Consider the following 23782-nt stretch of genomic DNA (forward strand, 5'->3'; position numbering starts at 1 on the left):
GCGAGATATCATGAAAAGTCCTCCAGCCACAGAATGAGGTCATCGAGGTTCGCGGATTCTCTCTCGGCCACCGGTGCGCCATCGGGACGCGCCAAGCCCACGCGATTGTGCCAATAGGTTCGCAGCCCGACGGCTGACGTGCCGATGAGGTCGTAGCCGGACCCTGCGACAAACGCTGCGTCCGCGGCCGACACGCCCAGCATGTCCAAGGCCAGACGATAGGGGCGGGTGTCGGGCTTATAGAAGCCGGCCTCCTCCGCGGTGATCACGACATCCCATTGCGCGCGGAGGCGGGCGGCGGCCATTCGTCCAAGGCGCGTCGAGCAATTGGTGACGACTGCCAGGCGCGTTCGTCCGGCCAACCGGTCGAGCGCAGCCTGCGCGCCGCTCCAGACGGGGAGGGACTGCCAATTTGCTTCGAGGGCGTCTGCCACCGACGGAGCGAGACCGGTCGTGCTCGCAGCCTGGCGGACCAGATCCTCGTACGGGACATAACTCCCGCGACCATATGTCAGGCGGAGATACTCGGCCCTCCAGGTTCGGCCCGATGCTTCGGATCCGGCGGAGGCATTCCAGACGCTCCAGGAATCGAGGAGCGCGGTGAGAAGGTCGAAAAGAACGGCGCGTGGCATGGTCATGCCAAACCTCTATCATCCCGGTGATCAGTTGTGTTTAAGTAGGATTACCTCTTCCCTTCAGGAAAATTGAATGATCGCGCTTGAGGATTTGCGGTTTGTGGTGGCCCTGAGCCGAACCGGCTCGCTAAGCGCGGCGGCGAGGGCGCTCGATGTCACGCCGCCGGCTCTTTCCATGCGATTGAAAAAGCTGGAGGCTGTTCTCGGGGTCAACCTTGTCGTTCGCAACTCCCGGGGGCTGCGCTTCACGCCGGAAGGCGAACAACTTGTCCATGAAGCCCAGTCGCTGTTGGCGCGTGTCGATGGGTTGGCGGACAATCTCAGCGGTGGCGGATTTGCCGGCCCCCTGCGGGTTGTCGCGCCGTTTGGCTTCGGCAGGATCCATGTCGCGCCCGTCATGGCGGCATTCATTCGCGACTACCCGCAAGTGCGCGCGACGTTGGATCTTTCCGAAGCGCCCTGGAACAGCAATGTTGAGGCTGACGTCGTCATCCATATTGGAACAGTCCGGGACTCCTCGTGGGTTGCTCATCTTCTTGCCCGCAACGCGCGCTGGGTATGCGCCAGTCCCAGCTATCTTCGACGACGCGGAACGCCGTCACACCCTCGAGAGCTGGCGCAGCATGCCTGTCTCTCCGTTCGCGAAAACGAAGAGGACGTGACGCTGTGGCGCTACAAAAATAGCCACACATCATCCCGGCGATCAGAGGCGCTTCGAATAAGTCCGGCACTCACGAGCAACAATGGCGAGGTTGTTCGCGAGTGGGCCGTCGCGGGGTTGGGCGTCGCACTCAGGTCCGAATGGGACGTAGCACCATCCGTCAAACGTGGCGAACTGCGTCGGCTGTTTGTTGAATATGAGTTCGAAGGCGCCGACATTCTGGCTTTGGTGCCAACGCGTCGCGGGGTCTCGGCTCGTGTTTCGCATTTTGTTGAAAGCCTGAAAACCCGCTTTCAACCGAAGCCGCCTTGGCGAAGTGTTTGACAGCGTGACCATCCGCTACTCGGACTGCGCTCGAAGCCGCCTCGTTAACGGCAGCTCGGTCCGAGCGAGTTGAATTTTGCGACGGTGAGAGGCCATGGCTAGAGCACGGGAAAACGTCCGTTGTTGGCGCATAGTAGCGAAGTGAGAATACACGCCGAGCTGCTCCTTGCGTTTTGGATCTCGATAGGTTTTAAGCCCGGTGACTTCATAACCACAGGTATGAACGAGAAGCGAACTGCGTGGCTTTGCCGCGTTTTAAGCAGAGTGCCCCCCGGTAGCTCATGCGCTTTAGCCTGTTCTGAGCCTCCACAAAGGAATCCATTATGGCCAAGATGACCAAGAATCAGTTGATTGATGCAATTGCAGAGGGAACGCAGGTTTCCAAAGGAGACGTAAAGGCCGTCATCGAGCAGATGGCGACTGTGGGCTATAAGGAATTGAATGAATCCGGCGAGTTCGTCATTCCTGGCTTCGTCAAAATGTCGGTCGTGAACAAGCCTGCTACTGAAGCCCGCAGCGGTGTGAATCCTTTCACGAAAGAGCCTATGGAGTTCGCGGCCAAGCCAGCCAGCAAGTCGGTCAAGGCGTCACCCCTGAAGGTTGCTAAAGACGCGGTTTGAACCGGGCGGATCGGTTGGGGCGTGTTCGTTCGCCGGAACTGTGGGCAACTCCATCACACCCTGGACAGGCACCTCCACCCGCACACTATGCGCTCCGAGACGGAATCTCTGGAAGGCCTAGGGGCGCGCAGTCTCGCAAAGGCCATGTGGAATGACGGCCAGCCCGGGACCGAGCTCAATTTCAAATTCTATCGTCAGGCAACGAACAAGATCGCCGGCATCTCGGACGAAGCGGCGGCGTTCCTCGACGAATTCTTCTAGGGGCGTGGACTCATAGAGGCGTAGGTTTCCGCGTCTGACGGAGAAGCGGAAATCTTGCGATCAGTTAGAGGATTACCGCTCGTGACCCAAAGCCGACCTCATCGCCGTTCGGGCTATGTCGGCGAGTGACTCTCAAAGCAAACGGATTGAGAACGTCAGTCGGCGGCCTCACCGTCGGATCATCCAGCATCTCTATAGCGACCCGATTCACAATAACTGCCTCAACGTTTAAGAAACAAGCGACGGATCGCTTGGCAGAATATGGCAACCACAATAGCGGAGGTCCCATATATTGTACCGGTGCGAATATCGCCGCTTCGACCCCCCGTACCAATCATTGGCCCATTAAAGAAGTCCTTAAAGTCCTCTGGGGTGGGCGCCAAGATCAATACGATGACAAATGAGAAGACGGCTACAATCGAGCAAGCGAGCGTAGTCAAGATTAGAAAAATGCTCAGTAGGCCTTTAACGGGCGCTGTTCCTAGTAGAGGTTCCCGCTCATTAGACTCTGACATTGTTCGGCTACCTCCATTCGGAAAACTTGAGCGTACCGCAACGTCCGCGTTTGGCCCCTTTGCTGCCGACCGCCCCCGCTCAAAGCCTCAACCAAAGGTAACAGAGATATCTAATGATAGTCTAAGCCCGAACCTACAAATGCTAAACCGTCAGGTCGTGGCCCATCTCCGGCATGAGCGATCACGATCGGCAACGTCTGCTCTCGCGGGCAGAACGGAAGTCCGGAGATGGGCTGTAGGTTCAACTAATGACCCCCAGTGGACATGCCGATCCGTCCGATTGGTGTGTGCTTCCCGGTGTAGACCGGACATGGCGAAGCAAACCGCCACCCCCGCTCAACTGACAATAGCCTGAAATTTTCGAACCCAGCCGGCTCCGCTGGCGTTCGAAAATTACTGGCACGCAACAAATCCCGCACCTCGTGAACATAAAACATTGACGCGCCGAATTTTCTCTGCGTTTAGATCGTGACATTCGTCGCGGGTGAAATTGCCTGCACTCTTGAGGACCGCAATGCGTAACGCGCGCACACACATCGCAGAGACTGCCGCCCGCGTCCGGCCGCTTATTCGGCTGGCCGATTGGTCGTGCATGTCCGTGATGACGTGGGGCCCGAACTTTCAGCTCGAAGCGGGGCTGATCCGCAAAGCAAGAGTGTAACTCTCGGCGCAGGGCCGCTCCCTCCGCCGAACCGGCAGGAGGGCAAGATGAACGCCCGCAACGACGTCAAAAGACCATCCAATCAGAGCTTGGGCGCGAGGCCTGTGCTGGCAGCGGCTCAACGGCGATTTGCCGCGCGGGTTGATTTTCTCGTGGCTCGCTGGCTCGAGCGCTGCGCCACAAACGCCGAGGCCGCACAACGGTTGTTTAGGACCGATCGGAAGCCCACACGTGAGTTCGGGATGGGCGTGAGCCTTGTCGTTCCATCTCCACGCTGGGATGAGTCCCCATGACGGGGGCAGGCGGTGGGGTGGGGATAGCTTCAAGGTATGGAGAGAGGCTGCCCGCATGGCAGCCTCCGTTACTCTATTGCCGATCACCTCCGGACTTCCGAGTTTGCCAAAAGCCGAACAACGTAGGCCTGTCGTCAATGTCGCCTTGGCATCGCCATCGGATGGATTGGCGCGACAATGGCGTTCGGCTATCGCACCATCGACCCAATAGGGTCGAGGTTCCAACATGTCTCATATCTGCCGCACTGCAGACCTATCCTTTGAGCGTGTCTGATCTGCCGCACTGTCGACGTATTCCGACACTCATGTTCACGGTGGGTCTGAGGGGAACGCGCAGCAGTTTGCTGCCTTGTTTCTTCTAACCTGGAGAAAAAGTACCGTGATGAAAATTGTGATTGTGGCCGGTGCAACGTTTGCCGTGGTGACTGCCGCTGGCGCTGCCGACATTCCGCGCCGACAGCCCGTCTATCAGACGGCCCAAATCGGCAAGATGCCGATTGGCAAGACCCCAATCGGGAAGACCCCAATCGGCAAGACGCCTGTCGCGCCGCCGCGGCCCTATGCGCGGTATTGATTTAAGGTCCCGCGGAATCTGACCGTTATCGTCGACAGTTGAAGAGCTAAGCGTGGCAAATCGGCCGAAGAGGTTGGGAATATGCTTGCTTGCGGGATTCACGCTCGCTGTCTTGCTCCAGTGCGAAATCCAATCAGCTTCGGCACGCGAGATTGACGCTCGCGCTCGCTCGGAACGTTTCACTCCCCAGAATCGGGAGGTCCACAAGCGCGCCGCCGCTGCGAACGCGCTTGTCTCCAGTGAGGCGGCGTCCGTTGAATCCAAACCGGCGCCACAGTCGACTCGAAAGCCGAGATCGGGATCAGCAAAGGGCCCGTACTACGTTGATTTCAGAGCCAGGACGGCGGCGAGCTGGGGACACGCTTTCGTCTGGTTTGGGAAGACAAGCGAGCGAGCAGTTGAAGTCGCAGGCCTTACCCCTGCGGGAGACAACGCAGCTTATGTACTTGGTCATTTGATGTGGGTGCCGTCCGAGACCACGGCAAGCTATGGCGATCTTGATCCGCAGTACTTGACCGCTAGTTACCGAGTTTACTTGAATGAGCCGGACGCAAAAAAGGTTTTCGCACACATCAAGAAATTACAGGCCAGTTCACCGGTCTGGAACGCCGAAACAACCAATTGCACGGCGTTCATCGGTGACATCGCGGATTTCATGGGATTGAAAGTTCCTCACCGCTGGCAGCGCCCTGAGGAGTACGTCAACAATCTCAAGGCGATGAATAACGGGCGCCAGATAATCCGCCTGTCCGAGCGCTAAACTAGACAGCCTCAGCCCGGTACAGCGTATCGATCGTCACGACGCCGATCGCGCGCGACACGCACGGGCAGATCTTGCGGTTGTCCTGCTTCTGCTGATCGCTGAAGAACACGTCGCGATGGTCGATCTCGCCCTCGATCGCCACGACATCCACGGCGCAGACGCCGCACTCACCACGCTGGCAGTCCGATATCACCTCAAAACCGGCGCCGTTCAACGCATCCAGCATCGAGCTGTTCTGCGGCACGATCAATTCGGTGTTGGTATCCTTCAGCCGCACGCGGAATTCCGCTGTCGGCTTCAACCCGCTAGAGCCGAAAGTCTCGTAGCGAAGATCGGCGGGCGCGCGGCCTAAGTCATTCCAGACACGCCGTGCAGCTTCCAGCATCCGCATCGGCCCGCAGATGACGGCGATGGCGTCGTCCGGCAGTGCGCGGAAGGTGGCTTCGAGATCGAGCCGCGCGCCCTCATCGGAGGCGTAGACGTTTAGGCGGTCGCCGAGCAGCGTCGTCAGTTCGTCCAGGAAGGCCGCATCGCCGCGCGATTTCACGGCATAATGCAGCGGCGCGTCGATATTTCTGCGGTGGAGCGCGGCCGCGATGCCGGTCATCGGCGTGATGCCGATGCCGCCGGCGATCAGGCAATAATTCCGCCGCGTCCAATCGACGTCCAGCAGCGAGCTTGGGTTGCAGATTTCGATCCGAGCGCCAGCTCGCAAATTCCACATGCCGCGCGAGCCGCCGCGGCTATCCGGCGCCAGACGCACCGCGATGCGATAAGTGCCGGCGTCATCATTCTCCACCAGCGAATAGGAGCGCCGCGCCGGCTGTCCATCGATCAGCACGGAGACGCCGATATGGCTGCCTGCCGGGTAGGGCGTGATATGACCGCTTTCAGGACGCAGGCGGAACTCGCGGATCGTCGGCGTCACGTCGCTGACAGCTTCGACGGTGCACCAGCTCCATTGCTCGGCAAAACGCATGGGCTACCTCTATTCGACTGGCGATTTCAAAAGAGCGAGCGCGGGCAGCAAATCGAGATGCGTGCGGTTTCGGATCGCGAGCCGCAGGTTGCGCGCGGCAAGCCGTGAATGCTCGCGCATCACGGCCTCGGCCCGCGCGCCCTCGCGGTTCTCGATCGCATCGACCACGACGCGGTGATGATCCTGCCCGATCAGCAGGATCTGGTGCGCTTCCGGAAGCGCCGACTGCGCCATCACGAACGCGCTCGGCGAAGCGAACGGCAGCGCCGAGACGCGGTCGATCTCCCGGATCAGCGGCGCGCTGGCGGACAATTCGTTCAGCAGCGCGTGAAACCGCGCGTTCATCGTCACATAGGCGGAAAAGGCTTCGACCGAAATCGGGTCCTGCCGAACCAGTTGGTCGAGATCGGCAAGGCACTCCTTGAGCGGCTCGAGGCTGCGCGCGCTGACGCCGCGCTCGGCCGCAAAGCGCGCGGCGAGGCCCTCCAGCGTGCCGCGCAGTTCGATCGAATCCAGAATGTCGCGCTCGGTGAAGGCTTTCACCATGAAGCCGCCGGAGGGGATCGCCTGCAGCAGGCCTTCATCCTCCAGCCGCACCAGCGCCAGCCGCACCGGGGTCCGCGACACGCCGGTGATGTCGACCGCCTGCAATTCGCTGATGCGCTCGCCCGGGCGCAGCCGCCCGGACAGGATCATGTCGCGCAGCGCGAGCTGCGCGCGCACGGTCTGCGACACGGAACGTTCGGCGTCGCGCTCGCTCATTTCCTCACTCCGCAGCTTGCATGGTCTGCGGTGCGCTCTCGCGCGCCACCATCCGGTCGATCACGCGCCGCGCCCACATCGCGCCGGCATCGATGTTGAGATTGTAGAACGTGCGGTCCGGATTCTCGTCCATCGCGCGCTGCTGCGCTTCGAGGATGATTTCATCTTCGTGGAAGATGTTCGACACACCTTCGCGAATTTCGGTGGTCAGTTTCTGTTCGGTGGTCCGATAATTGCGGACGAAGGCCCAGAAATAGTGACAGGTGGTCTCGGTCTCTGGCGTCATGGTGTTGAGCACAAAGCCGTTGACGCCCTGCGAGCGGTCGCCTTCCGGCGCGCCGGTGCCGGCGGGCGCCACGCCGACGTCGATGTTGACGGTGCCGGGCGCCTGGAAATGGATGATCTGCCAGCGGTCGACCGGGCCCGGCTTCTGCAACTGCGCGGCCCAGAACGGCGGCGCGTCGATGCCCTTCATCCAGCGCGTCACGGTGACCGTCTTGTCGCCATGGGTGACGTCGAACGGGGCTTCGGCCACGTGATCATTGCCGATGCTGGAGCCATGCACGAAGGTCTCGTGGGTCAGGTCCATCAGATTGTCGACCACGAGACGGTAGTCGCATTTGACGTGAATGGTCTTGCCGTCGCCCGCCCAGGCCGGATCGTCGTTCCAGTGCATGTCGGGCACCAGCGCCGGATCAGCCAGCGCCGGATCGCCCATCCACAGCCAGATGAAGCGGTGGCGTTCGACGGCGGGGTAGGAGCGCACGCAGGCGGACGGGTTGATGGTCTCCTGCGAGGGCATGTAGGTGCAGCGGCCCTGCGCGTTGAATTTCAGCCCGTGATAGCCGCAAACGACGGTGTCGCCGTCGAGCCGTCCCTTCGAGAGTGGCACCAGGCGGTGCCAGCAGGCGTCCTCCAGCGCGCAGACTCGCCCGTTGGACTGGCGGTACATCACGACATGCTTGCCGCAGATCGTGCGCGGAAACAGCGCGTGCTTGATGTCGACGTCCCAGGCGGCGGCGTACCAGGCATTGAGGGGGAAAGAGGATGGCATGGCTGCACTCCTTCGTACTGAGTGCAAACTGTATACAGATTAAGCGGGTAGATGGCAAATTTTCTGTATTTGACATATTATAATACCGTCAAGGTATACACTAGTTTTGTGAATTGGTTCATTTCACCCATCCCGGTTAGGCGCCACCCTTGATGGGCGGTCAAGCGCAAGTCCGATGGACATGCTTGCAGGCGTCGGCGGAGCGAATAGCTGCCGCTTCGCACTGGAGGTGGCCGGGCTAAAGCCGCAGCGCCGACTCAGTTTCCTAACAGCGCTTGGCAATCCGCAGGGAGATCAACGATCACGACAACAGGAGGCGCGATGTCATCTCAAGTATCGGCCCTCAGGCTTTTCGATTTGATCCAGTCGCACCGTGTTACGGCGGTGATCTATGTCGCGGCCAAACTCGGGCTCGCCGAGTTGTTGAGCTACGGACCGCAGACGGTCGGCAAGCTCGCCAAGGCAACCGGGGCAGATGAACGAGCGCTTGGCCGCCTGCTCACCGCGCTTTCCACCCTGGGCATCTGTTCGCGTAGCGGCGAAGATCGCTATGCGTTGACGGACATGGGTGCTTGCCTCGATAGCTCGGCAAAGCATTCGGTCAAGGGCTGGGCAATCCTTGAGACCGAGCTGATCTCAAAATTCTGGAGCGGAATGCTTGAATCCATCATGACCGGTAAGACCGCAGCGCAACTGCAAGGCATCGATGACAGTTTCGAGCTGATGGGCCGGACGCCGGACATTGTGGACAAGTTCAACGTGGCGATGGTGGAGCTTACCCGTCTTGTCACACCGAATGTCCTTCAGTCCTATGACTTCGGCGGGATACGCCACTTGATGGACGTGGGCGGCGGGTCCGGCGAATTGCTCGGCGCCATCGCGCAGCAAAACCGGAAACTGCGCGGAACTGTTTTCGACCTTCCGAGATGTGCCGAGGCTGCGAGCAAGCATCTCAGGCAAATCGGTGTCGATGACCGCGTGGAATTTGTGGCCGGCGATTTCTTCAAGGCCGTGCCGGCGATCGCTGATGCGATCATTCTCAAGAGCATCATTCACGACTGGGATGATGCGCGCAGCGTCACGATCCTGCAAAGCTGTCGCAGGGCGCTCCCCGCCGAAGGCAAGCTGCTTCTGGTGGAGCGGCTGATGCCGGAGAGGCCATCCATGGCGGACGACGACAAGGAGCAGGCGTTGAGCGATCTGAACATGCTTCGCGGGCCCGGAGGGCTCGAGCGCACCGAGCGAGAGTACCGCGAATTGCTCGACCAGAGCGGCTTCGATCTGGTCACGAGCTATCCGGCCGGCCGCTTCAATCTGATTGAGGCGCGTCCTACGTGAAGACGCCGGGTGAGGAGATGCAGCCCTCACCCAGCGTCACGTCTCAGCCGTAGACGAATGCCTTGTCCTTGAGGTCGATCGCCGGAAATTCGTCCTTTTCCGCCCAGTAGTCCTGATTGTGCTGCCATTCCGGCTTGTCGCCGCGCTTGGGCAGCAGGTGCATGCCGCGCATCATGTAGCCGGGATTGAAATTTTCCGGATCGATCCACGGTAACAGCGGCATGTTGTGGTCTTCGGGGCGAAGCTGCGGCGTTACCTTTTTCGCGCCGGTCTCCTGCATGTGCGTGAGCAGCCGGCAGACGAAATCGGCAACGAGATCGACGCGCAGCGTCCAGCTCGCGCGGAAATAGCCGAACACCCAGACGAGGTTCGGTACGCCGGTGAACATCATGCCGCGATAGGTAACGGTGTCGGCGAAGTCGAGCGGCTTGCCGTCGATGGCAAACTCGATGTCGCCGGTGGCGCAGAGGTTGAAGCCGGTCGCGGTGATGATGATGTCGGCCTCCAGCTCCTTGCCGGATTTCAAGAGAATGCCCTTTTCGGTGAAGCTCTCGATCTCGTCGGTGACGACCGAAGCCTTGCCGGACTTGATGCCCTGGAACAGGTCTCCATCAGGGATGAAGGCGATGCGCTGTCGCCACGGCCTATACCTCGGCGTGAAGTGGGTCGCGATGTCGTAGTCCTTGCCGAGATAGGCTTCGACCGCCGACAGCAAATCCTTCTTGGCCGCTTCCGGCTCGTTGAACGTCTTGCGGGTGAAGGCGTCCTGGTCGAACAGGATTTTGCGCCGGGTGATTTCGTGAATCCAGGTCTCGTCGACCTGTAATTTCCGCAGCTCCTCGGCGATTTCGATCGCATTGCGCCCGGTGCGAAAATACGTTGGCGAACGCTGCAGCATGGTGACATGCGCGCAGTCAGGAGCCAGCGCCGGGATCAGCGTCGCTGCGGTGGCACCCGATCCGATCACGACGACGCGCTTGTTCTTGTAGTCGAGATCTTCAGGCCATTTCTGTGGATGAACGATCAGGCCCTTGAACTTGGCCATGTCCTTCCACTCCGGCGTATAACCCTCGGTGTGGCGGTAATAGCCCTGACACATCCAGAAGAAATTGGTGGTGAAGCGCAGCCTCTCACCAGTGTCGGTGCGCGTGGCCTCGATGGTCCAGAGGTTTTCCTCGCTGGACCATTTCGCTGAGGTGATGGTGTGCCGATAGCGGATGTGACGGGCGAGATCGTTCTCCTCGATCACTTCGCCCATGTATTTGAGGATTTCCTTGGCGCTGGCGATAGGTGCTGACGTCCACGGCTTGAACCGGTAGCCGAAGGTATGCAGGTCGCTGTCAGAGCGGATGCCGGGATAGCGATGGGTGGTCCAGGTGCCGCCAAACGTCTTTTGCGCTTCGAGCGCCACGAACGTCGTTCCCGGGCATTGCGTGGTGAGGTGATAGGCCGCTCCTACGCCGGAGATGCCGGCGCCGGCGATCAGGACGTCGAAATGCTCGGTCGTGCGGGGTGACGTTGCGTCGATCTGGCTTTGAACGTTCATCTTCCCTGTTCTTTTTCGTTGGTCGTGTTCTGAAGCAAAACGCCAGAACCTCAGGTTCTGGCGTCGCGGTCGTCAGCGAATTACACTTCGCGTCGGCTGAGAAACGCCAGCCGCTCGAACAGGTGCACGTCCTGCTCGTTCTTCAAGAGAGCGCCATGCAGCGGCGGGATCAGCTTGCGCGGATCGCGCTCCCGCAGCATCTCCGGGGTGATGTCCTCGTTCAGGAGCAGCTTTAGCCAGTCGAGCAGCTCCGAGGTCGAGGGCTTCTTCTTCAGACCCGGTACTTCGCGCACCTCGAAGAAGATGCGCAAGGCTTCCTCCACCAGGCGCTTCTTGATGCCGGGGAAGTGCACGTCGACGATCCGGCCCATGGTGTCGGCGTCGGGAAACTTGATGTAGTGGAAGAAGCAGCGGCGCAGGAACGCGTCCGGCAGTTCCTTTTCGTTGTTCGAGGTGATCATCACGATCGGGCGCAGGCTCGCCTTGATGTTCTCGCCGGTCTCGTAGACGAAGAACTCCATGCGATCGAGTTCGAGCAGGAGGTCGTTCGGAAACTCGATGTCGGCCTTGTCGATCTCGTCGATCAGGAGCACCGGGCGCTTGTCGTGGGTGAACGCTTCCCACAATTTGCCGCGCTTGATGTAGTTGGAGATGTCGGAAACCCTGCTGTCGCCGAGCTGGCTGTCGCGCAACCGCGACACCGCGTCGTATTCGTAAAGGCCCTGCTGCGCCTTGGTGGTCGACTTGATGTGCCAGGTCAGAAGCGGCGCGCCGAGCGCCTTGGCGACTTCTTCCGCCAGCACGGTCTTGCCGGTGCCGGGCTCGCCCTTGATCAGCAGCGGGCGCTCGAGCACGATCGAGGCGTTGACGGCGACCTTGAGGTCGTCGGTGGCGACATAGTTTTTGGTGCCGGTAAATTTCATCTATCCGTTTGCCCTGTTGTTCGTTCGTCTGCCGCTCGCGGCCTGAACAGTAAACGACCGCCGGTCCGGCGGTCGCGATTGAAGTCGATGCGGCTTCCTCAACGTCTGATCAGCGACAGGATCACCAGGATGATCACCGCGCCGATGGTGGCGTTGACGATATCGCGGATCCAGCCTGCGCCGAGACTGACGCCGAGCTGCGGCAACAACCAGCTTGCGAGCAGCGCGCCGATGATGCCGATCACGATATTGCCGATCAGCCCGAAGCCTGCGCCGCGCACGATCAGTCCGGCAAGCCAGCCCGCAATACCGCCAATGATCAGCGCCGCTACGATTCCCATTGAATTTCCCCTGCCGGAATAAGCCTCTTATGGCTCAATTGTAATTGAAAAACCCACCCGGTCTAGGTCTGACAGCTATGCGCCGGCCTTTGACAGGCTCTGGCCCTTGACGTGTGCCGCCCGGCGGGCAATCTGTATCCCATGTTCCTGCAATTCTTCACATCGTTGCGCGACGCGCAGGTCCCGGTGACGCTGCGCGAATATCTGACGCTGATGGAGGCGCTCGACGCCGACCTTGCCGATCAGACCGTGGAGAATTTCTACTATCTCTCCCGCGCCGCGCTGGTAAAGGACGAGCGCAACCTCGACAAGTTCGACCGCGTCTTCGGCACCGTGTTCAAGGGGCTGGAAAGCCTGCTGGATGCCATGGAGAAGGCGGACATTCCCGCCGAATGGCTGAAGAAGCTCGCGGAAAAATACCTCACCGAGGAAGAGAAGAAGCAGATCGAGGCGATGGGCTGGGACAAGCTCATGGAGACGCTTCGCCAGCGCCTGAAGGAACAGCAGGGCCGCCATCAGGGCGGCAACAAGTGGATCGGCACCGCAGGCACCTCGCCGTTCGGCGCCCATGGCTACAATCCCGAAGGCGTCAGAATCGGGCAGGAGAAGAACCGCAACAACCGCGCCGTGAAGGTGTGGGACAAGCGCGAGTTCAAAGACCTCGACGGCAATGTCGAACTCGGCATCCGCAACATCAAGATCGCGCTGCGCCGTCTGCGCAAATTTGCCCGCACCGGCGCGCCCGACGAACTCGATTTGGACACCACGATCAGGGAGACCGCCAACCACGGCTATCTCGATGTGCACATGCGCCCCGAGCGCCGCAATGCGGTGAAGGTTTTGGTGTTCTTCGACATCGGCGGCTCGATGGATTCGCACATCGAGCAGGTCGAGGAGTTGTTCTCGGCCGCGAAGTCCGAGTTCAAGCACATGGAATATTTTTACTTCCACAACTGCCTCTATGAAGGCGTGTGGAAGCAGAACAAGCGTCGCTTCACCGACCGCACGCCGACATGGGACGTGCTGCATAAATATCCGCACGACTACAAGGTGGTGTTCGTCGGCGACGCCTCGATGTCACCGTACGAGATCATGGTGCCGGGCGGCTCGGTCGAGCATGTCAACGAGGAAGCCGGCGCGGTCTGGCTGGAGCGCATCACGCGCACCTATCCGCATACGGTGTGGCTCAATCCGGTGGCGCAGAAACACTGGGACTATTCGGAATCCACCACCATCATCCGCCGGCTGCTTTCGGATCGCATGTATCCGATCACGATCGAAGGTCTCGAAGCCGCGATGAAGGAATTGGTGCGGTAAGTGACCTCGTCATTCCGGGGGCGCGAAGCGAACCCGGAATCTAGAGGTTATTTCACTCGATCGAGATTCCGGGTTCGATGCTGCGCATCGCCCCGGAATGACATCAAGAACAAGGGAGGGCCCAATGCCCCAGACCATCCATCGCGGCATCAAATCCCTGATCGACGAAGCCAATGCCGAGATCGAGACTGTCAGCGCCACTGAGGCGATCAAGGCCGCGCAGGATCCGGGCGTCGTGATCGTCGATATCCGCGATCCCCGCGAGATCGAACGCGAGGGCAAGATTCCCGGCGCGTTCTCCTGCACCCGCGGCATGCTGGAATTCTGGATCGATCCGCAAAGCCCCTATGCCAAGCCGATATTCCAGGAGGACAAGAAGTTCATCTTCCATTGCGCCGGCGGCATGCGCTCGGCGCTCGCGGCCAAGACCGCGCAGGACATGGGCCTGAAGCCGGTTGCGCATATGGGCGGCGGCTTCGCCGCCTGGCGCGACGCCGGCGGCCCGGTCGAGAAATGGGAGCCGAAGAAGAAGGGGTAACCCGTTCACCGTCATTCCGGGGCGCGAAGCGAACCCGGAATCTCGCAACACAACCTCTGGATTCCGGGTCTGCGCCTATCGGCGCATCCCGGAATGACGATGGGAAACATACATGCCCACGACCACTGACCCGCTCGTCACCACCGACTGGCTCGCCGCACACCTGAACGATTCCAACGTCAAAATCGTCGACGCCACGTTCAAGATGCCGGGCGTGATGCCGTTGCCGAAAGACGATTATCTCGCCGCGCATATTCCGGGCGCGGTGTTCTTTGACGTCGATGCGGTGTCCGACCATTCCAATCCGCTGCCGCACATGTTTCCTCCCGCCGAGCAATTCGGCCGCGACGTCGGCGCGCTCGGGATCGGCAATGACGACACCGTCGTGGTCTATGATTCCGGCGGCTGGGTCGCCGCACCCCGGGTGTGGTGGATGTTTCTATCGTTCGGCAAGGAGGTGCGCGTGCTCGATGGCGGCCTGAAGAAGTGGGTCGCGGAAGGCCGCAAGGTTGAGAGCGGGCAGGTGACGCCGAAGCCTTCGAAGTTCAAGGCGACGTTCGATGCGCGACGCACGCGCAGCATGCAGCAATTGGTCGAAAACCTCGCGACCCGCGCCGAGCAGGTGATCGATGCGCGCGCCAACGAGCGCTATCAGGGCAAGGTCGCCGAGCCGCGGCCGGGACTTCGCTCCGGGCACATCCCCGACAGCCTCAGCCTGCCCTACAACAATTTGTTCGATGCCGCGACCGGGACGATGAAGCCGCTCGATGAGTTGCGGGCGGCGTTCTCAGGCGCCGGCGTGAAGCTTGACGCACCCATCGTCACGAGCTGCGGATCCGGCGTCAGCGCCGCCGTGCTGACACTGGCGCTCTATCGTCTCGGCGTCGAGAACCCGGCGCTCTATGACGGCTCGTGGACGGAGTGGGGCGCCGCCGACGGTCCCCCGGTTGCGACCGGTCCGGCCTGATACTCAAATTTTGGACGTTACCTCGTCGCGCTCATCATCGGGGGCGGAAAGAACGGATTGGGTTGCTGCTGCTGCAGAGTCAGCGTTGCCTCACGTGCCAGACGCGCGCGGCGCGCCGCCGCAATTCGCCGCTTTTCCCGGGCCCGCTGTGCAGCCTGCTTCTTGATTGCGTTGCGATCCGGCTTCGCTTCCGTGGTCGTGGCTGATGTCTTTTCATCGATGAGGACGGCGGGACCGCCGAGCGTCGCGATCCGGGTCGCAGCGAGGCTGCCTTCAGGTGAAGCTGCCTCCGTCGCCGGCTCGGCCGGGGACGGGGTCGCCACGGCTGAAGGTCCTGATGACTCCGGGATGGCGGCGGGCTTCAGTTCCGTATTGGTAGCGGGAGCTTCGGCTGCGAGGGCCGGAGCGGGCGGGGTCTCCGCGCTTGCCTCGCGCGCGCGAGGTTCCGGCGTGGCAACTTCCTTGGCGACTTCGGCTTGCATCGGTTCTGCCGGCTTCAGCGCTGCCAGTTTCTCGGGCTCAGCCGGACTGGCGTCCGCAGTCGGCGCAGCCTGTGCTGGGGTGACCGCGGTTGCTTCCGGAGCGGCGGCGGCCGGAACATTCTCCGTGGCCTTCTCCACGACTGGCGTGTCGATGCGCAGCAGCGCCAGCGTCGGCGGCTGCTCGTCATTCCGGCGCGCGAACATCGGCTCGGGCGCCGCCCGTCGCGAGGGAAGATTGGCAAATTCCTCATGCGCGGCCCGCAACAGGGCGGCGGCGCCAAGGCCAAAAACCAGTATCGACGTCGACAGTACGATCGCGGTGAACAAGAAACGAAAGCCGGGAAGCATGGACCAGGGTTCCACCCTCCTTGATCTCTGAAGGGTTATTGCTTGCCAAGGGAACGCGGTGACCACTATGCGGGCCGGATGCGGCGGAGGGTTGGGGGCGCGCGAATCAGGCCGATTTGAGAGTATCTCAATGCCCGGCGGCTTTTTGTTACAAAATCTGCGGTTCGACGTCGCGGACCGCCCGCCGACGGCGATTTCCGCCGTTCTGAGGCATCTTTGCCGCAGCTTGGCTGCGATCACAAATGACTGGCTTGGGCCGAATCTCGCGGATTTGTCTTGAATGCGCCGCGATCTTCCGTCATCTGCCGTTAACCGTCCGGTGGGGCTTGGGGTCTATACAAAGGCGATGATGAACAACCGCATTTTGACGATTTGTGCCGCCATTGCCGCTGGCGTGGCGGGAACTTCGCTCGCCCATGCGCAGAGCTATCCGCAGACCCCCGGCCAGGTCTATTCGACAGCCCCGGGACCGTACGTGCCCGGTGGCTATGCGGTTGACGAACGCCGTCCCGGCGAACCTGATTTCGACGCACTGGAAGACGACGAGGCGCCGAACGCGCCGAGTTCGGCGGCGTTGCCGCCGCCCGGCCCGGTGCTGTCGCCCAGCGATCCTCGCTATGGCCGCCCGGCCGCTGCCCCGGTCTATTCGGACCGCGGCGCCCCGGTGCCCACGGGCCCGATCCTATCTCCGGACGACCCGCGCTATGGCCGGCCGGCCGCCGGCCCGGCCTATTCGGACCGTGGCGCCGCGACGCCGACCGGCCCGATCCTTTCGCCCGACGATCCGCGTTACGGCCGCCCCGCCGGTCCGCCGCCGGTCATCTATGCGGACCGTCCGCCCGGTTCGCAGCCGCAGGTCTATTCGGATCGCGGCGATAGCCGCATTCCCGGCGCCGGCATCGTCTATCCGAACGACGACCGCGCCGGTCTGCGCCCGCCGGGGGCCATCAGCGCCGCACCGGCGGCCGCGCCCGCCGCCACGGGCGCGCTCCCGCAGTCGCAGCAACCCGCCGTTGGAGCTGACGGCAAGCCGGTGCAACTCGCCGCGCTGCCGCCGGAAGAGCAGCCGGAGGTGGGCCCTGCGCAGCTTCCGCCGCATCTGCGCCGCCAGGAAGTGGCGTTCACGACCAAGGAGCCCGCGGGCACCATCGTCGTCGATACCGCCAATACCCACCTCTACTACGTGCTCGGAGGCGGACGTGCGATCCGCTACGGTGTCCGCGTCGGCCGCGACGGCTTCACCTGGAACGGCGTGCAGAAGATCAGCCGCAAGGCCGAGTGGCCGGACTGGCATCCGCCGACCGAGATGATCGAGCGCCAGCCCTATCTGCCGCGCTTCATGGCCGGCGGCCCCGGCAATCCGCTCGGCGCACGTGCAATGTATCTGGGTTCGACCATCTACCGCATCCACGGCACCAACCAGCCATCGACGATCGGCAAGTTCGTGTCCTCGGGCTGCATCGGCATGCTGAACGAGGACGTCTCCGACCTGTTCGAGCGCGCCAAGGTCGGTACCCGCGTGGTGGTGATGCCCGGCAGCCCCCCGCCCGCCAATACTGCAAGCGCGTCAGCCGCACCGCCGCCCGCCGCTGGCGGCCAGGCTGCCGCAGCAGCAGCCCCCCGACCGGCACAGGCCCAACTGGCGCCCGCTTCCGGTGCGCAGCCGGCGGTGGTGCCGCCGCTGCCCGCGCCGGTCACGATTCGGTAAGAGTCTCAGTCACAACGATGTTGCGAAGGCGCGCCGATGGCGCGCCTTTTTCGTTGTCGATCCGCGCACGCTGCGGCTTGGCCTTTGCGGAACAAGTCCGGATGGGCTTCAGCCACGTTCGCGCGCTTGAATTCACATTTCCTTCGACTACCTGCCGCCCAGAATTGTGGGGCAGCAGCAGGAGGATTCGGCATGCGGATTTTTGTTGCAGGCGCCACTGGCGCTGTGGGCCGTCCACTCGTTGCCGCGCTGATCGCGGCAGGTCATTCCGTCGTTGGCACGACGCGAACGGCGGCGAAGGCCGAGATCATCAGACGGATGGGCGCGGAACCTGTGATCGCCGATGGGCTCGACGCGCCGGCCATTCGCGCCGCAGTGCTTGCAGCGAAGCCGGATGTCATCATCGATGAGATGACCGATCTCGCCGGGGTCACGGATCTCCGGCATTTCGATCGTGCGTTCGCCAGTACCAATCGATTGCGCACGCAGGGCACCGATTTCCTGTTGGCAGCCGCACGCGAGGCCGGCGTCAAGCGCTTCATCGCCCAGAGCTTCTGCGGCTGGACCTACGAACCGATCAAGGCCGAGGCCGATCCGCTCGATCTCGATCCGCCGGAGGAACTGCGCCGCACGCTGGACGCGATTCAATATCTGGAGGACGCCGTCACCAGCTCGGCGAATCTCGAAGGGATCGTCTTGCGATATGGATCGTTCTACGGTCCCGACACCGGCATGCTCTCACGCGCGATGATCGAACAGGTGCGCCGCCGCTACGTGCCGCTGATCGGCGGCGGTGGCGGACGGTGGTCGTTCATCCACGTCGAGGACGCGGCGTCCGCGACCGTTGCTGCCATCGAGCGCGGCAAGCCAGGCGAGATCTACAACATCGTCGACGATGAACCGGCGCCGGTCAGCGAATGGCTTCCTGCGCTTGCCACGCTGGTCGGAGCCAAGCCACCCATTCGCGTGCCGGCCTGGCTTGGCCGGTTGTTTGCCGGCGAGCACCTCGTTTCGATGATGACCGAGGTGCGGGCAGGCTCGAACGTCAAGGCCAGGCGGGAGCTGGGCTGGCAGCCGGCACGTCCGTCGTGGCGTCAGGGATTTGCAGAGGTCGCCAGCGGCGCAACCGCGCAGCACGCAGCGTGAGTTTTGGCTCATAAATCTGCGACATACGGCAGCACGCTAACCGGCGCTCACGAAGAGCGCCGGCCGCGCGGTCAGACCTGGGCCCAGCCACCATCGACGCACAATTCGGTGCCTGTCACGTAGGCCGAGTCATCAGAGGCGAGAAACAGGACAGCTCTTGCGATCTCATCAACGGTGCCGCTCCGGTGCATTGGAATTTGGGCGTGCACCTGGGTCTTCGTCTGTTCGATCATCTCCTCGCTCATTCCACCCTTACGCGCGAGATCCGTGTCGATGTAGCCGGGCGCCATGGCATTCACCCGAATCCCCTTCTCGCTCAGTTCCGCGGTGAGCGATCGTGCCAGCGAGCGAATGGCCGCCTTAGTTGCCGAATAGACGCTGACGTAGGGACGACCCTGTGCACTCAGGGTCGAGGTATTCAGGATCACCGAGCCGCCAGAAGTCATGAGCGGCAGCAGTTTCTGCACCGTAAAGTAAGTGCCCTTGAAATTGGTACCGACAGTAAAATCAAACTCTTCTTCCGACATGTATTCAAACATGTTCGGCCGCGCCCCGCCGGCGTTCGCAAAGATGATATCGACGCGACCATGCTTTTTCTCGACATGTTCACGAAGCGCGTCGACGTCTGCCATCTTGGCAATATCGCTGCGGACGGCGTCAGCGCCGTTTCCGATGCTTTGCGCTGCTGCATCGAGCGCCGCCTGATCGCGACCGGTGATGACGACCTTTGCGCCTTCGTCTGCGAACAGCCTGGCTGTCGCCAGTCCCATGCCCGCGCTGCCGCCGGTGATGACAGCGACTTTTCCGTCCAATTTGCCCATATTCGTCTCCAATTCGTCTCTGAACGACCCCGTGAACCGCATTATTGCTGGAGCGGCGGGGACAGAAGTCATATATGAAGCATCATTCAGATTTGGATTCGCTTATGGGAAACGGCTCGCTGCCAGCGCTAACCCCCCGGAAATCACCGCGTCAGGGCCGGTCGATCGCCACCGTAGACGCCATTTTCGAGGCGACTATTCAGGTTTTGCTGGGCGACGGTCTGATGCGTCTGACCACCACGCGCGTGGCACATCGTGCAGGCGTTTCCGTAGGAACGCTGTACCAGTATTTCCCGAACAAGCAGGCCTTGCTCTTCGCGGTGCTGGAGCGACATCTCGCGATGCTGGCAGAGGCCATAGAGAAAGCGTGTGACGAGAACCACGGCGCCACGAAAGAGATGATCGCCGAGATCGTGGTGAAGGCCTATCTTCAGGCGAAGATGGCGCAAGCCGAGGTCTCCCCCTCACTCTATCGCATCGCCATGGAACTCGACGCCCGCGAGTTGATGGAGTTGGCAACTCGGCGGAGTGCAAAGGCGATCGAGGCGATGCTGTCCACCAGCGATGGCCGGTTTGCCGATCCGAGCTTGCTCGCCCAAACCCTGACCGCGGCGCTGTACGGAACGGTCCCGGCCTTCTGCCACCGGGTTCTGAGTGTCGCTGACGGTGCCGAGGCCGAACGGCAGCTCACGATTATGTTTCGCTCTTATCTCGTCGCGCAGCAGAGCGGCATAGCGGAAGCCAAGTGTTAGGCCAGCCGCTGCTTCGGCTCGCCCTTGAACCAGGCGTCGATGCCCTCGACCATCTGCTGATAGTGGTTTCGAAAGCTGTCCTCGGTGACGTAGCCGAGATGCAGCGTCGGCACCATGTTATCGAGCTTGCGGAAGGGATGCTCGACCGGCAGCGGCTCGACCGAGAACACTTCGATCTCGCCGCCTGCTACTTTGCATGGGGTTGTTTTCGATGTTTTGGTTGGGAGCGAGCCATTCTCAGGCCAGCCGCTGCTTCGGCTCGCCCTTGAACCAGGCGTCGATGCCCTCGACCATCTGCTGATAGTGGTTTCGAAAACTGTCCTCGGTGACGTAGCCGAGATGCGGCGTCAGCACCATGTTATCGAGCTTGCGGAAGGGATGGTCGACCGGCAGCGGCTCGACCGAGAACACGTCGATGCCGGCGCCTGCGATCTTCCTTTGCGTCAGCGCTTCCAGGAGCGCGCCTTCGTCGACGATCGGCCCGCGCGCGGTGTTGACGAGATAGGCGGTCGGTTTCATCCGCGCGAGGTCATCGCGCCCCACCAGCCCGCGCGTGCGCTGGCTCAGCACCACATGGATGGTGACGATGTCGGCGGTCGAGAACAGCTCTTCCTTGCTCACGTAAGTGACGCCGACCTCCTTGCACTTTTCCGGCGTCAGGTTCTGGCTCCACGCGATCACGTTCATGCCGAAGGCTTGCGCCAGCTTCGATACTTTGGTGCCGAGCTTGCCGAGGCCGATCACCCCGAGCGTGCGGCCCTCGATTTCCATGCCGACATGTGCCTGCAATGGCTCGCCGGCATGCATGCGGGCATTTTCGCGGCCGATATTGCGGGTCAGCTCCAGGATCAGACCCATGGTCAGCGGCGCCGTCGGGTCGCGGCCCCATTGGGTGCCGCACAGCACCACCTTGTGGTCCTTGGCGGCCTCCATATCGATGGCGGCATTGCGCAGGCCCGAGGTGATCAGGAGTTTTAGATTGGGCAGACCTGCAAACATGGTGCGCGGGAACGGGGTGCGCTCGCGCATCGCACAGATGATCTCGAAATCCTTGAGCGCGGCGGCCGCGGCTTCGGCCGTAGCAAACGGTTGGTTGAACACCGTGACGTCGACGCGGTCGGTGACCTTGGACCAGTCGGCGACCTTAAGCGCCACATTGAGATAGTCGTCGAGGATTGCACAGCGCAGCCGCGTCATTTGAGAGGTCCGTTGATGGCGAGGATGACGGCGGGAAACGCCGTCGGAAAGGTCGCCATGGTTGCGCGCAATCGGTAGCGGCGCAAGCGGACTAAACGCAGGGCAGGCTCAAATGCAGGGCAGGCTCAAAACCCAGGAAATCTCAGTTCGATTGGCCGGGATGCTTGGCGCGCCAGGCCGGTCCCGGGCCGCGCATATAGTATAGTTCCGGGCGGTAGGGGTTGAACGCCTTGGCCACGAACTGGCGCCAGAAAGCGCGGAGCTCTGCCAACGGTTTTGCCAGTCCGGCACTTGCATGAGCCGGGGCGGAAAGGGATGCCGAACCGATCGTAGCCATGACGCGGGCCCTTGTTTTCAAGACGCCTTTTCGGCGCTGAAAACGAGTTTTCGCCTGATTTATTAAAAGATAGTTTCAATTGTCGGGATCTCGGCGGAGATGGTGACCATCCCGTATTGATCCGTGGTGAACGGATGGAAAACGCCCCGCCGCGGTTGCCCTTTGGGGGCCGCGCCGCTACATCAGCGGCAGCAAATTTCCGTAAAATCCAACGATTCCAAGGATCGCGATGGCTCGCCAATTCATCTATTTCATGCAGGGTCTGACCAAGAGCTACCCGACCCGAAAGGTGCTCGATAACATCCATCTGAGCTTCTACCCGGATGCCAAGATCGGCGTGCTCGGCGTCAACGGTTCCGGTAAATCGACCCTGCTCAAGATTATGGCCGGTCTCGACAAGGAATACACCGGCGAGGCCTGGGTCGCCGAGGGCGCCCGCGTCGGCTACCTCGAGCAGGAGCCGCACCTCGACCCTGCGCTTACCGTCCGCGAAAACGTCATGCAGGGCGTCGCCAAGCAGAAGGCGATCCTCGATCGCTACAACGAGCTGGCGATGAACTATTCGGACGAGACCGCCGATGAGATGACCAAATTGCAGGACCAGATCGAGGCCGCGAGTCTCTGGGATCTCGACAGCAAGGTCGACCAGGCGATGGACGCGCTGCGCTGCCCGCCCGACGATTCCGACGTGACAAAACTCTCCGGCGGCGAGCGCCGCCGCGTCGCGCTGTGCCGTCTGTTGCTGGACCAGCCGGAGCTGTTGCTGCTGGACGAACCGACCAACCACCTCGATGCCGAGTCGGTGTCGTGGCTGGAAGGCCACCTGCGCAACTATCCCGGCGCGATCCTGATCGTGACCCACGACCGCTACTTCCTCGACAACGTCACGGGCTGGATTCTCGAGCTCGACCGCGGCCGCGGCATTCCCTACGAGGGCAATTACTCGTCCTGGCTGGTGCAGAAGCAGAAGCGCCTTGAGCAGGAAGGCCGCGAGGACGCCGCGCACCAGAAGACGCTGGCCCGCGAGCAGGAATGGATCGCGTCCTCACCGAAGGCGCGTCAGGCCAAGTCCAAGGCGCGCTATCAGCGCTATGAGGAGTTGCTCAAGCAGGCGAGCGAGAAGCAGACGCAGACCGCGCAGATCACCATTCCCGTGGCCGAGCGTCTCGGCCAGAACGTGGTCGATTTCGAAGGGCTCGCCAAGGCGTTCGGCGACCGCGTGCTGATCGAGGATCTCACTTTCAAGCTGCCGCCGGGCGGCATTGTCGGCGTGATCGGCCCCAACGGCGCCGGCAAGACCACGCTGTTCCGCATGATCACCGGGCAGGAAGAGCCGGACAAGGGCACCATCACCGTCGGCGAGAGCGTGCATCTTGGCTATGTCGACCAGTCGCGCGACGACCTCGACGGCAAGAAGACGGTGTGGGAGGAGATTTCCGGCGGCAACGAACTGATCCTGCTCGGCAAGCGCGAGGTCAATTCGCGCGGCTATTGCTCGTCGTTCAATTTCAAGGGCGCCGACCAGCAGAAGAAGGTCGGCGCGCTGTCAGGCGGCGAGCGCAACCGCGTGCATCTGGCCAAGATGCTCAAATCAGGCGCCAACGTGCTGCTGCTCGACGAGCCGACCAACGACCTCGACGTCGATACGCTGCGCGCGCTGGAAGAGGCGCTGGAGGATTTCGCCGGCTGCGCCGTCATCATCAGCCACGATCGCTGGTTCCTCGACCGCATCGCGACCCACATCCTGTCCTTCGAAGGCGACAGCCATGTCGAATGGTTCGAGGGCAACTTCCAGGATTACGAAAAGGACAAGATGCGCCGGCTCGGCCAGGACAGCATCATTCCGCACCGCGTGAAGTACAAGAAGCTGACGCGGTGAGCCAATCGGGCATTTGCGTGATCGGGGCCGCGCATGTGCT

The 23782-nt window shown here is 61.8% G+C and carries 24 protein-coding genes and 1 pseudogene; 13 read left to right on the plus strand and 12 right to left on the minus strand.

The genetic code is table 11. From position 1 onward, the window contains the following. Window positions 1–8: 8 nt before the first annotated feature. Complete coding sequence (locus V1292_RS15025; RefSeq protein ID WP_334373506.1) at window positions 9–638, minus strand: HAD-IA family hydrolase; 630 nt, start codon at window positions 636–638, stop codon at window positions 9–11. A gap of 70 nt (window positions 639–708) precedes the next feature. On the opposite strand from V1292_RS15025, the gene V1292_RS15030 reads away from it, so the two are divergent. The 4 genes from V1292_RS15030 (at window position 709) to V1292_RS15045 (ending at window position 5304) form a co-directional block, all read left to right on the plus strand. Continuing rightward, window positions 709–1620 carry a LysR family transcriptional regulator gene (locus V1292_RS15030; protein ID WP_334373507.1) on the plus strand — a complete coding sequence of 304 codons (912 nt, stop codon included), beginning with the start codon at window positions 709–711 and terminating at the stop codon, window positions 1618–1620. A 323-nt stretch (window positions 1621–1943) separates the two neighbouring features. Beyond that, the gene (locus tag V1292_RS15035) at window positions 1944–2240 is read left to right on the plus strand and encodes an HU family DNA-binding protein (protein WP_057850035.1); all 297 of its coding nucleotides are present in this window, start codon (window positions 1944–1946) and stop codon (window positions 2238–2240) included. A 2112-nt stretch (window positions 2241–4352) separates the two neighbouring features. Next, window positions 4353–4544, plus strand: coding sequence for a hypothetical protein (locus tag V1292_RS15040; protein ID WP_442895525.1), 192 nt, complete (start codon window positions 4353–4355; stop codon window positions 4542–4544). A gap of 52 nt (window positions 4545–4596) precedes the next feature. Continuing rightward, a complete protein-coding gene (locus tag V1292_RS15045; protein WP_334373509.1) occupies window positions 4597–5304 on the plus strand; it encodes a hypothetical protein in 708 nt (235 codons plus the stop codon). Window position 5305: 1 nt separating this feature from the next. Here the strand turns inward: V1292_RS15045 and V1292_RS15050 are convergent, their stop codons facing one another. The 3 genes from V1292_RS15050 to V1292_RS15060 are packed head-to-tail and all read right to left on the minus strand — an operon-like array spanning window position 5306 to window position 8102. Beyond that, window positions 5306–6286: a PDR/VanB family oxidoreductase gene (locus tag V1292_RS15050; protein ID WP_334373510.1), complete on the minus strand. Its 981-nt coding sequence runs from the start codon at window positions 6284–6286 to the stop codon at window positions 5306–5308. Window positions 6287–6295: 9 nt separating this feature from the next. Then, complete coding sequence (locus V1292_RS15055) at window positions 6296–7048, minus strand: GntR family transcriptional regulator (RefSeq protein WP_247513277.1); 753 nt, start codon at window positions 7046–7048, stop codon at window positions 6296–6298. A 4-nt stretch (window positions 7049–7052) separates the two neighbouring features. Then, window positions 7053–8102, minus strand: coding sequence for an aromatic ring-hydroxylating dioxygenase subunit alpha (locus V1292_RS15060; RefSeq protein WP_334373511.1), 1050 nt, complete (start codon window positions 8100–8102; stop codon window positions 7053–7055). Between the two features lie 321 nt (window positions 8103–8423). Here V1292_RS15060 and V1292_RS33870 point away from each other — a divergent pair. Further along, a pseudogene (locus tag V1292_RS33870) lies at window positions 8424–8669 on the plus strand (methyltransferase family protein); the annotation flags it as partial. Between the two features lie 102 nt (window positions 8670–8771). Further along, complete coding sequence (locus V1292_RS15065; RefSeq protein WP_334373512.1) at window positions 8772–9440, plus strand: methyltransferase; 669 nt, start codon at window positions 8772–8774, stop codon at window positions 9438–9440. A 43-nt stretch (window positions 9441–9483) separates the two neighbouring features. Here V1292_RS15065 and V1292_RS15070 read toward each other — a convergent pair whose 3' ends face one another. The 3 genes from V1292_RS15070 to V1292_RS15080 all read right to left on the minus strand — a co-directional run bounded on the left by V1292_RS15070 (window position 9484) and on the right by V1292_RS15080 (window position 12250). Next, complete coding sequence (locus tag V1292_RS15070) at window positions 9484–10986, minus strand: flavin-containing monooxygenase (RefSeq protein WP_334373513.1); 1503 nt, start codon at window positions 10984–10986, stop codon at window positions 9484–9486. A gap of 80 nt (window positions 10987–11066) precedes the next feature. Beyond that, complete coding sequence (locus V1292_RS15075; protein WP_334373514.1) at window positions 11067–11909, minus strand: AAA family ATPase; 843 nt, start codon at window positions 11907–11909, stop codon at window positions 11067–11069. A 98-nt stretch (window positions 11910–12007) separates the two neighbouring features. Continuing rightward, entirely contained in the window at window positions 12008–12250 is a 243-nt protein-coding gene (locus V1292_RS15080; protein WP_300946191.1) for a GlsB/YeaQ/YmgE family stress response membrane protein, read from the minus strand. Window positions 12251–12391: 141 nt separating this feature from the next. Here V1292_RS15080 and V1292_RS15085 point away from each other — a divergent pair, with 141 nt between their 5' ends. The 3 genes from V1292_RS15085 (at window position 12392) to sseA (ending at window position 15072) form a co-directional block, all read left to right on the plus strand. Then, on the plus strand, window positions 12392–13567 hold the full coding sequence (locus V1292_RS15085) for a vWA domain-containing protein (RefSeq protein ID WP_065744441.1): 1176 nt from the start codon (window positions 12392–12394) through the stop codon (window positions 13565–13567). A 124-nt stretch (window positions 13568–13691) separates the two neighbouring features. Then, window positions 13692–14105 (plus strand): rhodanese-like domain-containing protein, encoded by a 414-nt coding sequence (locus V1292_RS15090; protein WP_334373516.1) that lies wholly within the window; start codon window positions 13692–13694, stop codon window positions 14103–14105. A gap of 112 nt (window positions 14106–14217) precedes the next feature. After that, window positions 14218–15072, plus strand: coding sequence for a 3-mercaptopyruvate sulfurtransferase (gene sseA / locus V1292_RS15095; protein ID WP_334373518.1), 855 nt, complete (start codon window positions 14218–14220; stop codon window positions 15070–15072). A 17-nt stretch (window positions 15073–15089) separates the two neighbouring features. Here the strand turns inward: sseA and V1292_RS15100 are convergent, their stop codons facing one another. Further along, window positions 15090–15902 (minus strand): hypothetical protein, encoded by an 813-nt coding sequence (locus tag V1292_RS15100; RefSeq protein WP_334373519.1) that lies wholly within the window; start codon window positions 15900–15902, stop codon window positions 15090–15092. Between the two features lie 346 nt (window positions 15903–16248). Here V1292_RS15100 and V1292_RS15105 point away from each other — a divergent pair, with 346 nt between their 5' ends. Both V1292_RS15105 and V1292_RS15110 read left to right on the plus strand, forming a co-directional pair. Next, entirely contained in the window at window positions 16249–17610 is a 1362-nt protein-coding gene (locus tag V1292_RS15105) for a L,D-transpeptidase (protein WP_334377053.1), read from the plus strand. A gap of 192 nt (window positions 17611–17802) precedes the next feature. Continuing rightward, the gene (locus V1292_RS15110; protein ID WP_334373520.1) at window positions 17803–18756 is read left to right on the plus strand and encodes an NAD-dependent epimerase/dehydratase family protein; all 954 of its coding nucleotides are present in this window, start codon (window positions 17803–17805) and stop codon (window positions 18754–18756) included. Window positions 18757–18827: 71 nt separating this feature from the next. On the opposite strand, the gene V1292_RS15115 is transcribed toward V1292_RS15110, so the two are convergent. Beyond that, window positions 18828–19577 (minus strand): glucose 1-dehydrogenase, encoded by a 750-nt coding sequence (locus tag V1292_RS15115; protein WP_334373521.1) that lies wholly within the window; start codon window positions 19575–19577, stop codon window positions 18828–18830. A 74-nt stretch (window positions 19578–19651) separates the two neighbouring features. Here V1292_RS15115 and V1292_RS15120 point away from each other — a divergent pair, with 74 nt between their 5' ends. Continuing rightward, window positions 19652–20329, plus strand: a complete 678-nt coding sequence (locus V1292_RS15120; protein WP_334373522.1) for a TetR/AcrR family transcriptional regulator — start codon at window positions 19652–19654, stop codon at window positions 20327–20329. Here the strand turns inward: V1292_RS15120 and V1292_RS15125 are convergent. The 3 genes from V1292_RS15125 to V1292_RS15135 form a co-directional block, all read right to left on the minus strand. Next, entirely contained in the window at window positions 20326–20499 is a 174-nt protein-coding gene (locus tag V1292_RS15125; protein WP_442895526.1) for a hypothetical protein, read from the minus strand. The two genes, V1292_RS15120 and V1292_RS15125, sit on opposite strands and share 4 nt — an antisense overlap. 67 nt (window positions 20500–20566) lie before the next feature. Next, entirely contained in the window at window positions 20567–21526 is a 960-nt protein-coding gene (locus tag V1292_RS15130) for a D-2-hydroxyacid dehydrogenase family protein (RefSeq protein WP_334373523.1), read from the minus strand. 142 nt (window positions 21527–21668) lie between these two features. After that, a complete protein-coding gene (locus V1292_RS15135; protein ID WP_334373525.1) occupies window positions 21669–21863 on the minus strand; it encodes a hypothetical protein in 195 nt (64 codons plus the stop codon). Between the two features lie 229 nt (window positions 21864–22092). On the opposite strand from V1292_RS15135, the gene ettA reads away from it, so the two are divergent. Then, a complete protein-coding gene (gene ettA, locus V1292_RS15140) occupies window positions 22093–23742 on the plus strand; it encodes an energy-dependent translational throttle protein EttA (protein ID WP_334373527.1) in 1650 nt (549 codons plus the stop codon). Window positions 23743–23782 lie beyond the last annotated feature (40 nt).

Source organism: Bradyrhizobium sp. AZCC 1719 (assembly GCF_036924525.1).
GTDB lineage: Bacteria > Pseudomonadota > Alphaproteobacteria > Rhizobiales > Xanthobacteraceae > Bradyrhizobium.

Excerpts from the sequence above, each read along its gene's own strand:
- V1292_RS15025 (WP_334373506.1), bottom strand. The coding sequence starts at position 638 with ATGACCATGCCACGCGCCGTTCTTTTCGACCTTCTCACCGCGCTCCTC.
- V1292_RS15030 (WP_334373507.1), top strand. The coding sequence starts at position 709 with ATGATCGCGCTTGAGGATTTGCGGTTTGTGGTGGCCCTGAGCCGAACC.
- V1292_RS15035 (WP_057850035.1), top strand. The coding sequence starts at position 1,944 with ATGGCCAAGATGACCAAGAATCAGTTGATTGATGCAATTGCAGAGGGA.
- V1292_RS15040 (WP_442895525.1), top strand. The coding sequence starts at position 4,353 with ATGAAAATTGTGATTGTGGCCGGTGCAACGTTTGCCGTGGTGACTGCC.
- V1292_RS15050 (WP_334373510.1), bottom strand. The coding sequence starts at position 6,286 with ATGCGTTTTGCCGAGCAATGGAGCTGGTGCACCGTCGAAGCTGTCAGC.
- V1292_RS15055 (WP_247513277.1), bottom strand. The coding sequence starts at position 7,048 with ATGAGCGAGCGCGACGCCGAACGTTCCGTGTCGCAGACCGTGCGCGCG.
- V1292_RS15060 (WP_334373511.1), bottom strand. The coding sequence starts at position 8,102 with ATGCCATCCTCTTTCCCCCTCAATGCCTGGTACGCCGCCGCCTGGGAC.
- V1292_RS15065 (WP_334373512.1), top strand. The coding sequence starts at position 8,772 with ATGACCGGTAAGACCGCAGCGCAACTGCAAGGCATCGATGACAGTTTC.
- V1292_RS15070 (WP_334373513.1), bottom strand. The coding sequence starts at position 10,986 with ATGAACGTTCAAAGCCAGATCGACGCAACGTCACCCCGCACGACCGAG.
- V1292_RS15075 (WP_334373514.1), bottom strand. The coding sequence starts at position 11,909 with ATGAAATTTACCGGCACCAAAAACTATGTCGCCACCGACGACCTCAAG.
- V1292_RS15080 (WP_300946191.1), bottom strand. The coding sequence starts at position 12,250 with ATGGGAATCGTAGCGGCGCTGATCATTGGCGGTATTGCGGGCTGGCTT.
- V1292_RS15085 (WP_065744441.1), top strand. The coding sequence starts at position 12,392 with ATGTTCCTGCAATTCTTCACATCGTTGCGCGACGCGCAGGTCCCGGTG.
- V1292_RS15090 (WP_334373516.1), top strand. The coding sequence starts at position 13,692 with ATGCCCCAGACCATCCATCGCGGCATCAAATCCCTGATCGACGAAGCC.
- sseA (WP_334373518.1), top strand. The coding sequence starts at position 14,218 with ATGCCCACGACCACTGACCCGCTCGTCACCACCGACTGGCTCGCCGCA.
- V1292_RS15100 (WP_334373519.1), bottom strand. The coding sequence starts at position 15,902 with ATGCTTCCCGGCTTTCGTTTCTTGTTCACCGCGATCGTACTGTCGACG.
- V1292_RS15105 (WP_334377053.1), top strand. The coding sequence starts at position 16,249 with ATGATGAACAACCGCATTTTGACGATTTGTGCCGCCATTGCCGCTGGC.
- V1292_RS15110 (WP_334373520.1), top strand. The coding sequence starts at position 17,803 with ATGCGGATTTTTGTTGCAGGCGCCACTGGCGCTGTGGGCCGTCCACTC.
- V1292_RS15115 (WP_334373521.1), bottom strand. The coding sequence starts at position 19,577 with ATGGGCAAATTGGACGGAAAAGTCGCTGTCATCACCGGCGGCAGCGCG.
- V1292_RS15120 (WP_334373522.1), top strand. The coding sequence starts at position 19,652 with ATGAAGCATCATTCAGATTTGGATTCGCTTATGGGAAACGGCTCGCTG.
- V1292_RS15130 (WP_334373523.1), bottom strand. The coding sequence starts at position 21,526 with ATGACGCGGCTGCGCTGTGCAATCCTCGACGACTATCTCAATGTGGCG.
- V1292_RS15135 (WP_334373525.1), bottom strand. The coding sequence starts at position 21,863 with ATGGCTACGATCGGTTCGGCATCCCTTTCCGCCCCGGCTCATGCAAGT.
- ettA (WP_334373527.1), top strand. The coding sequence starts at position 22,093 with ATGGCTCGCCAATTCATCTATTTCATGCAGGGTCTGACCAAGAGCTAC.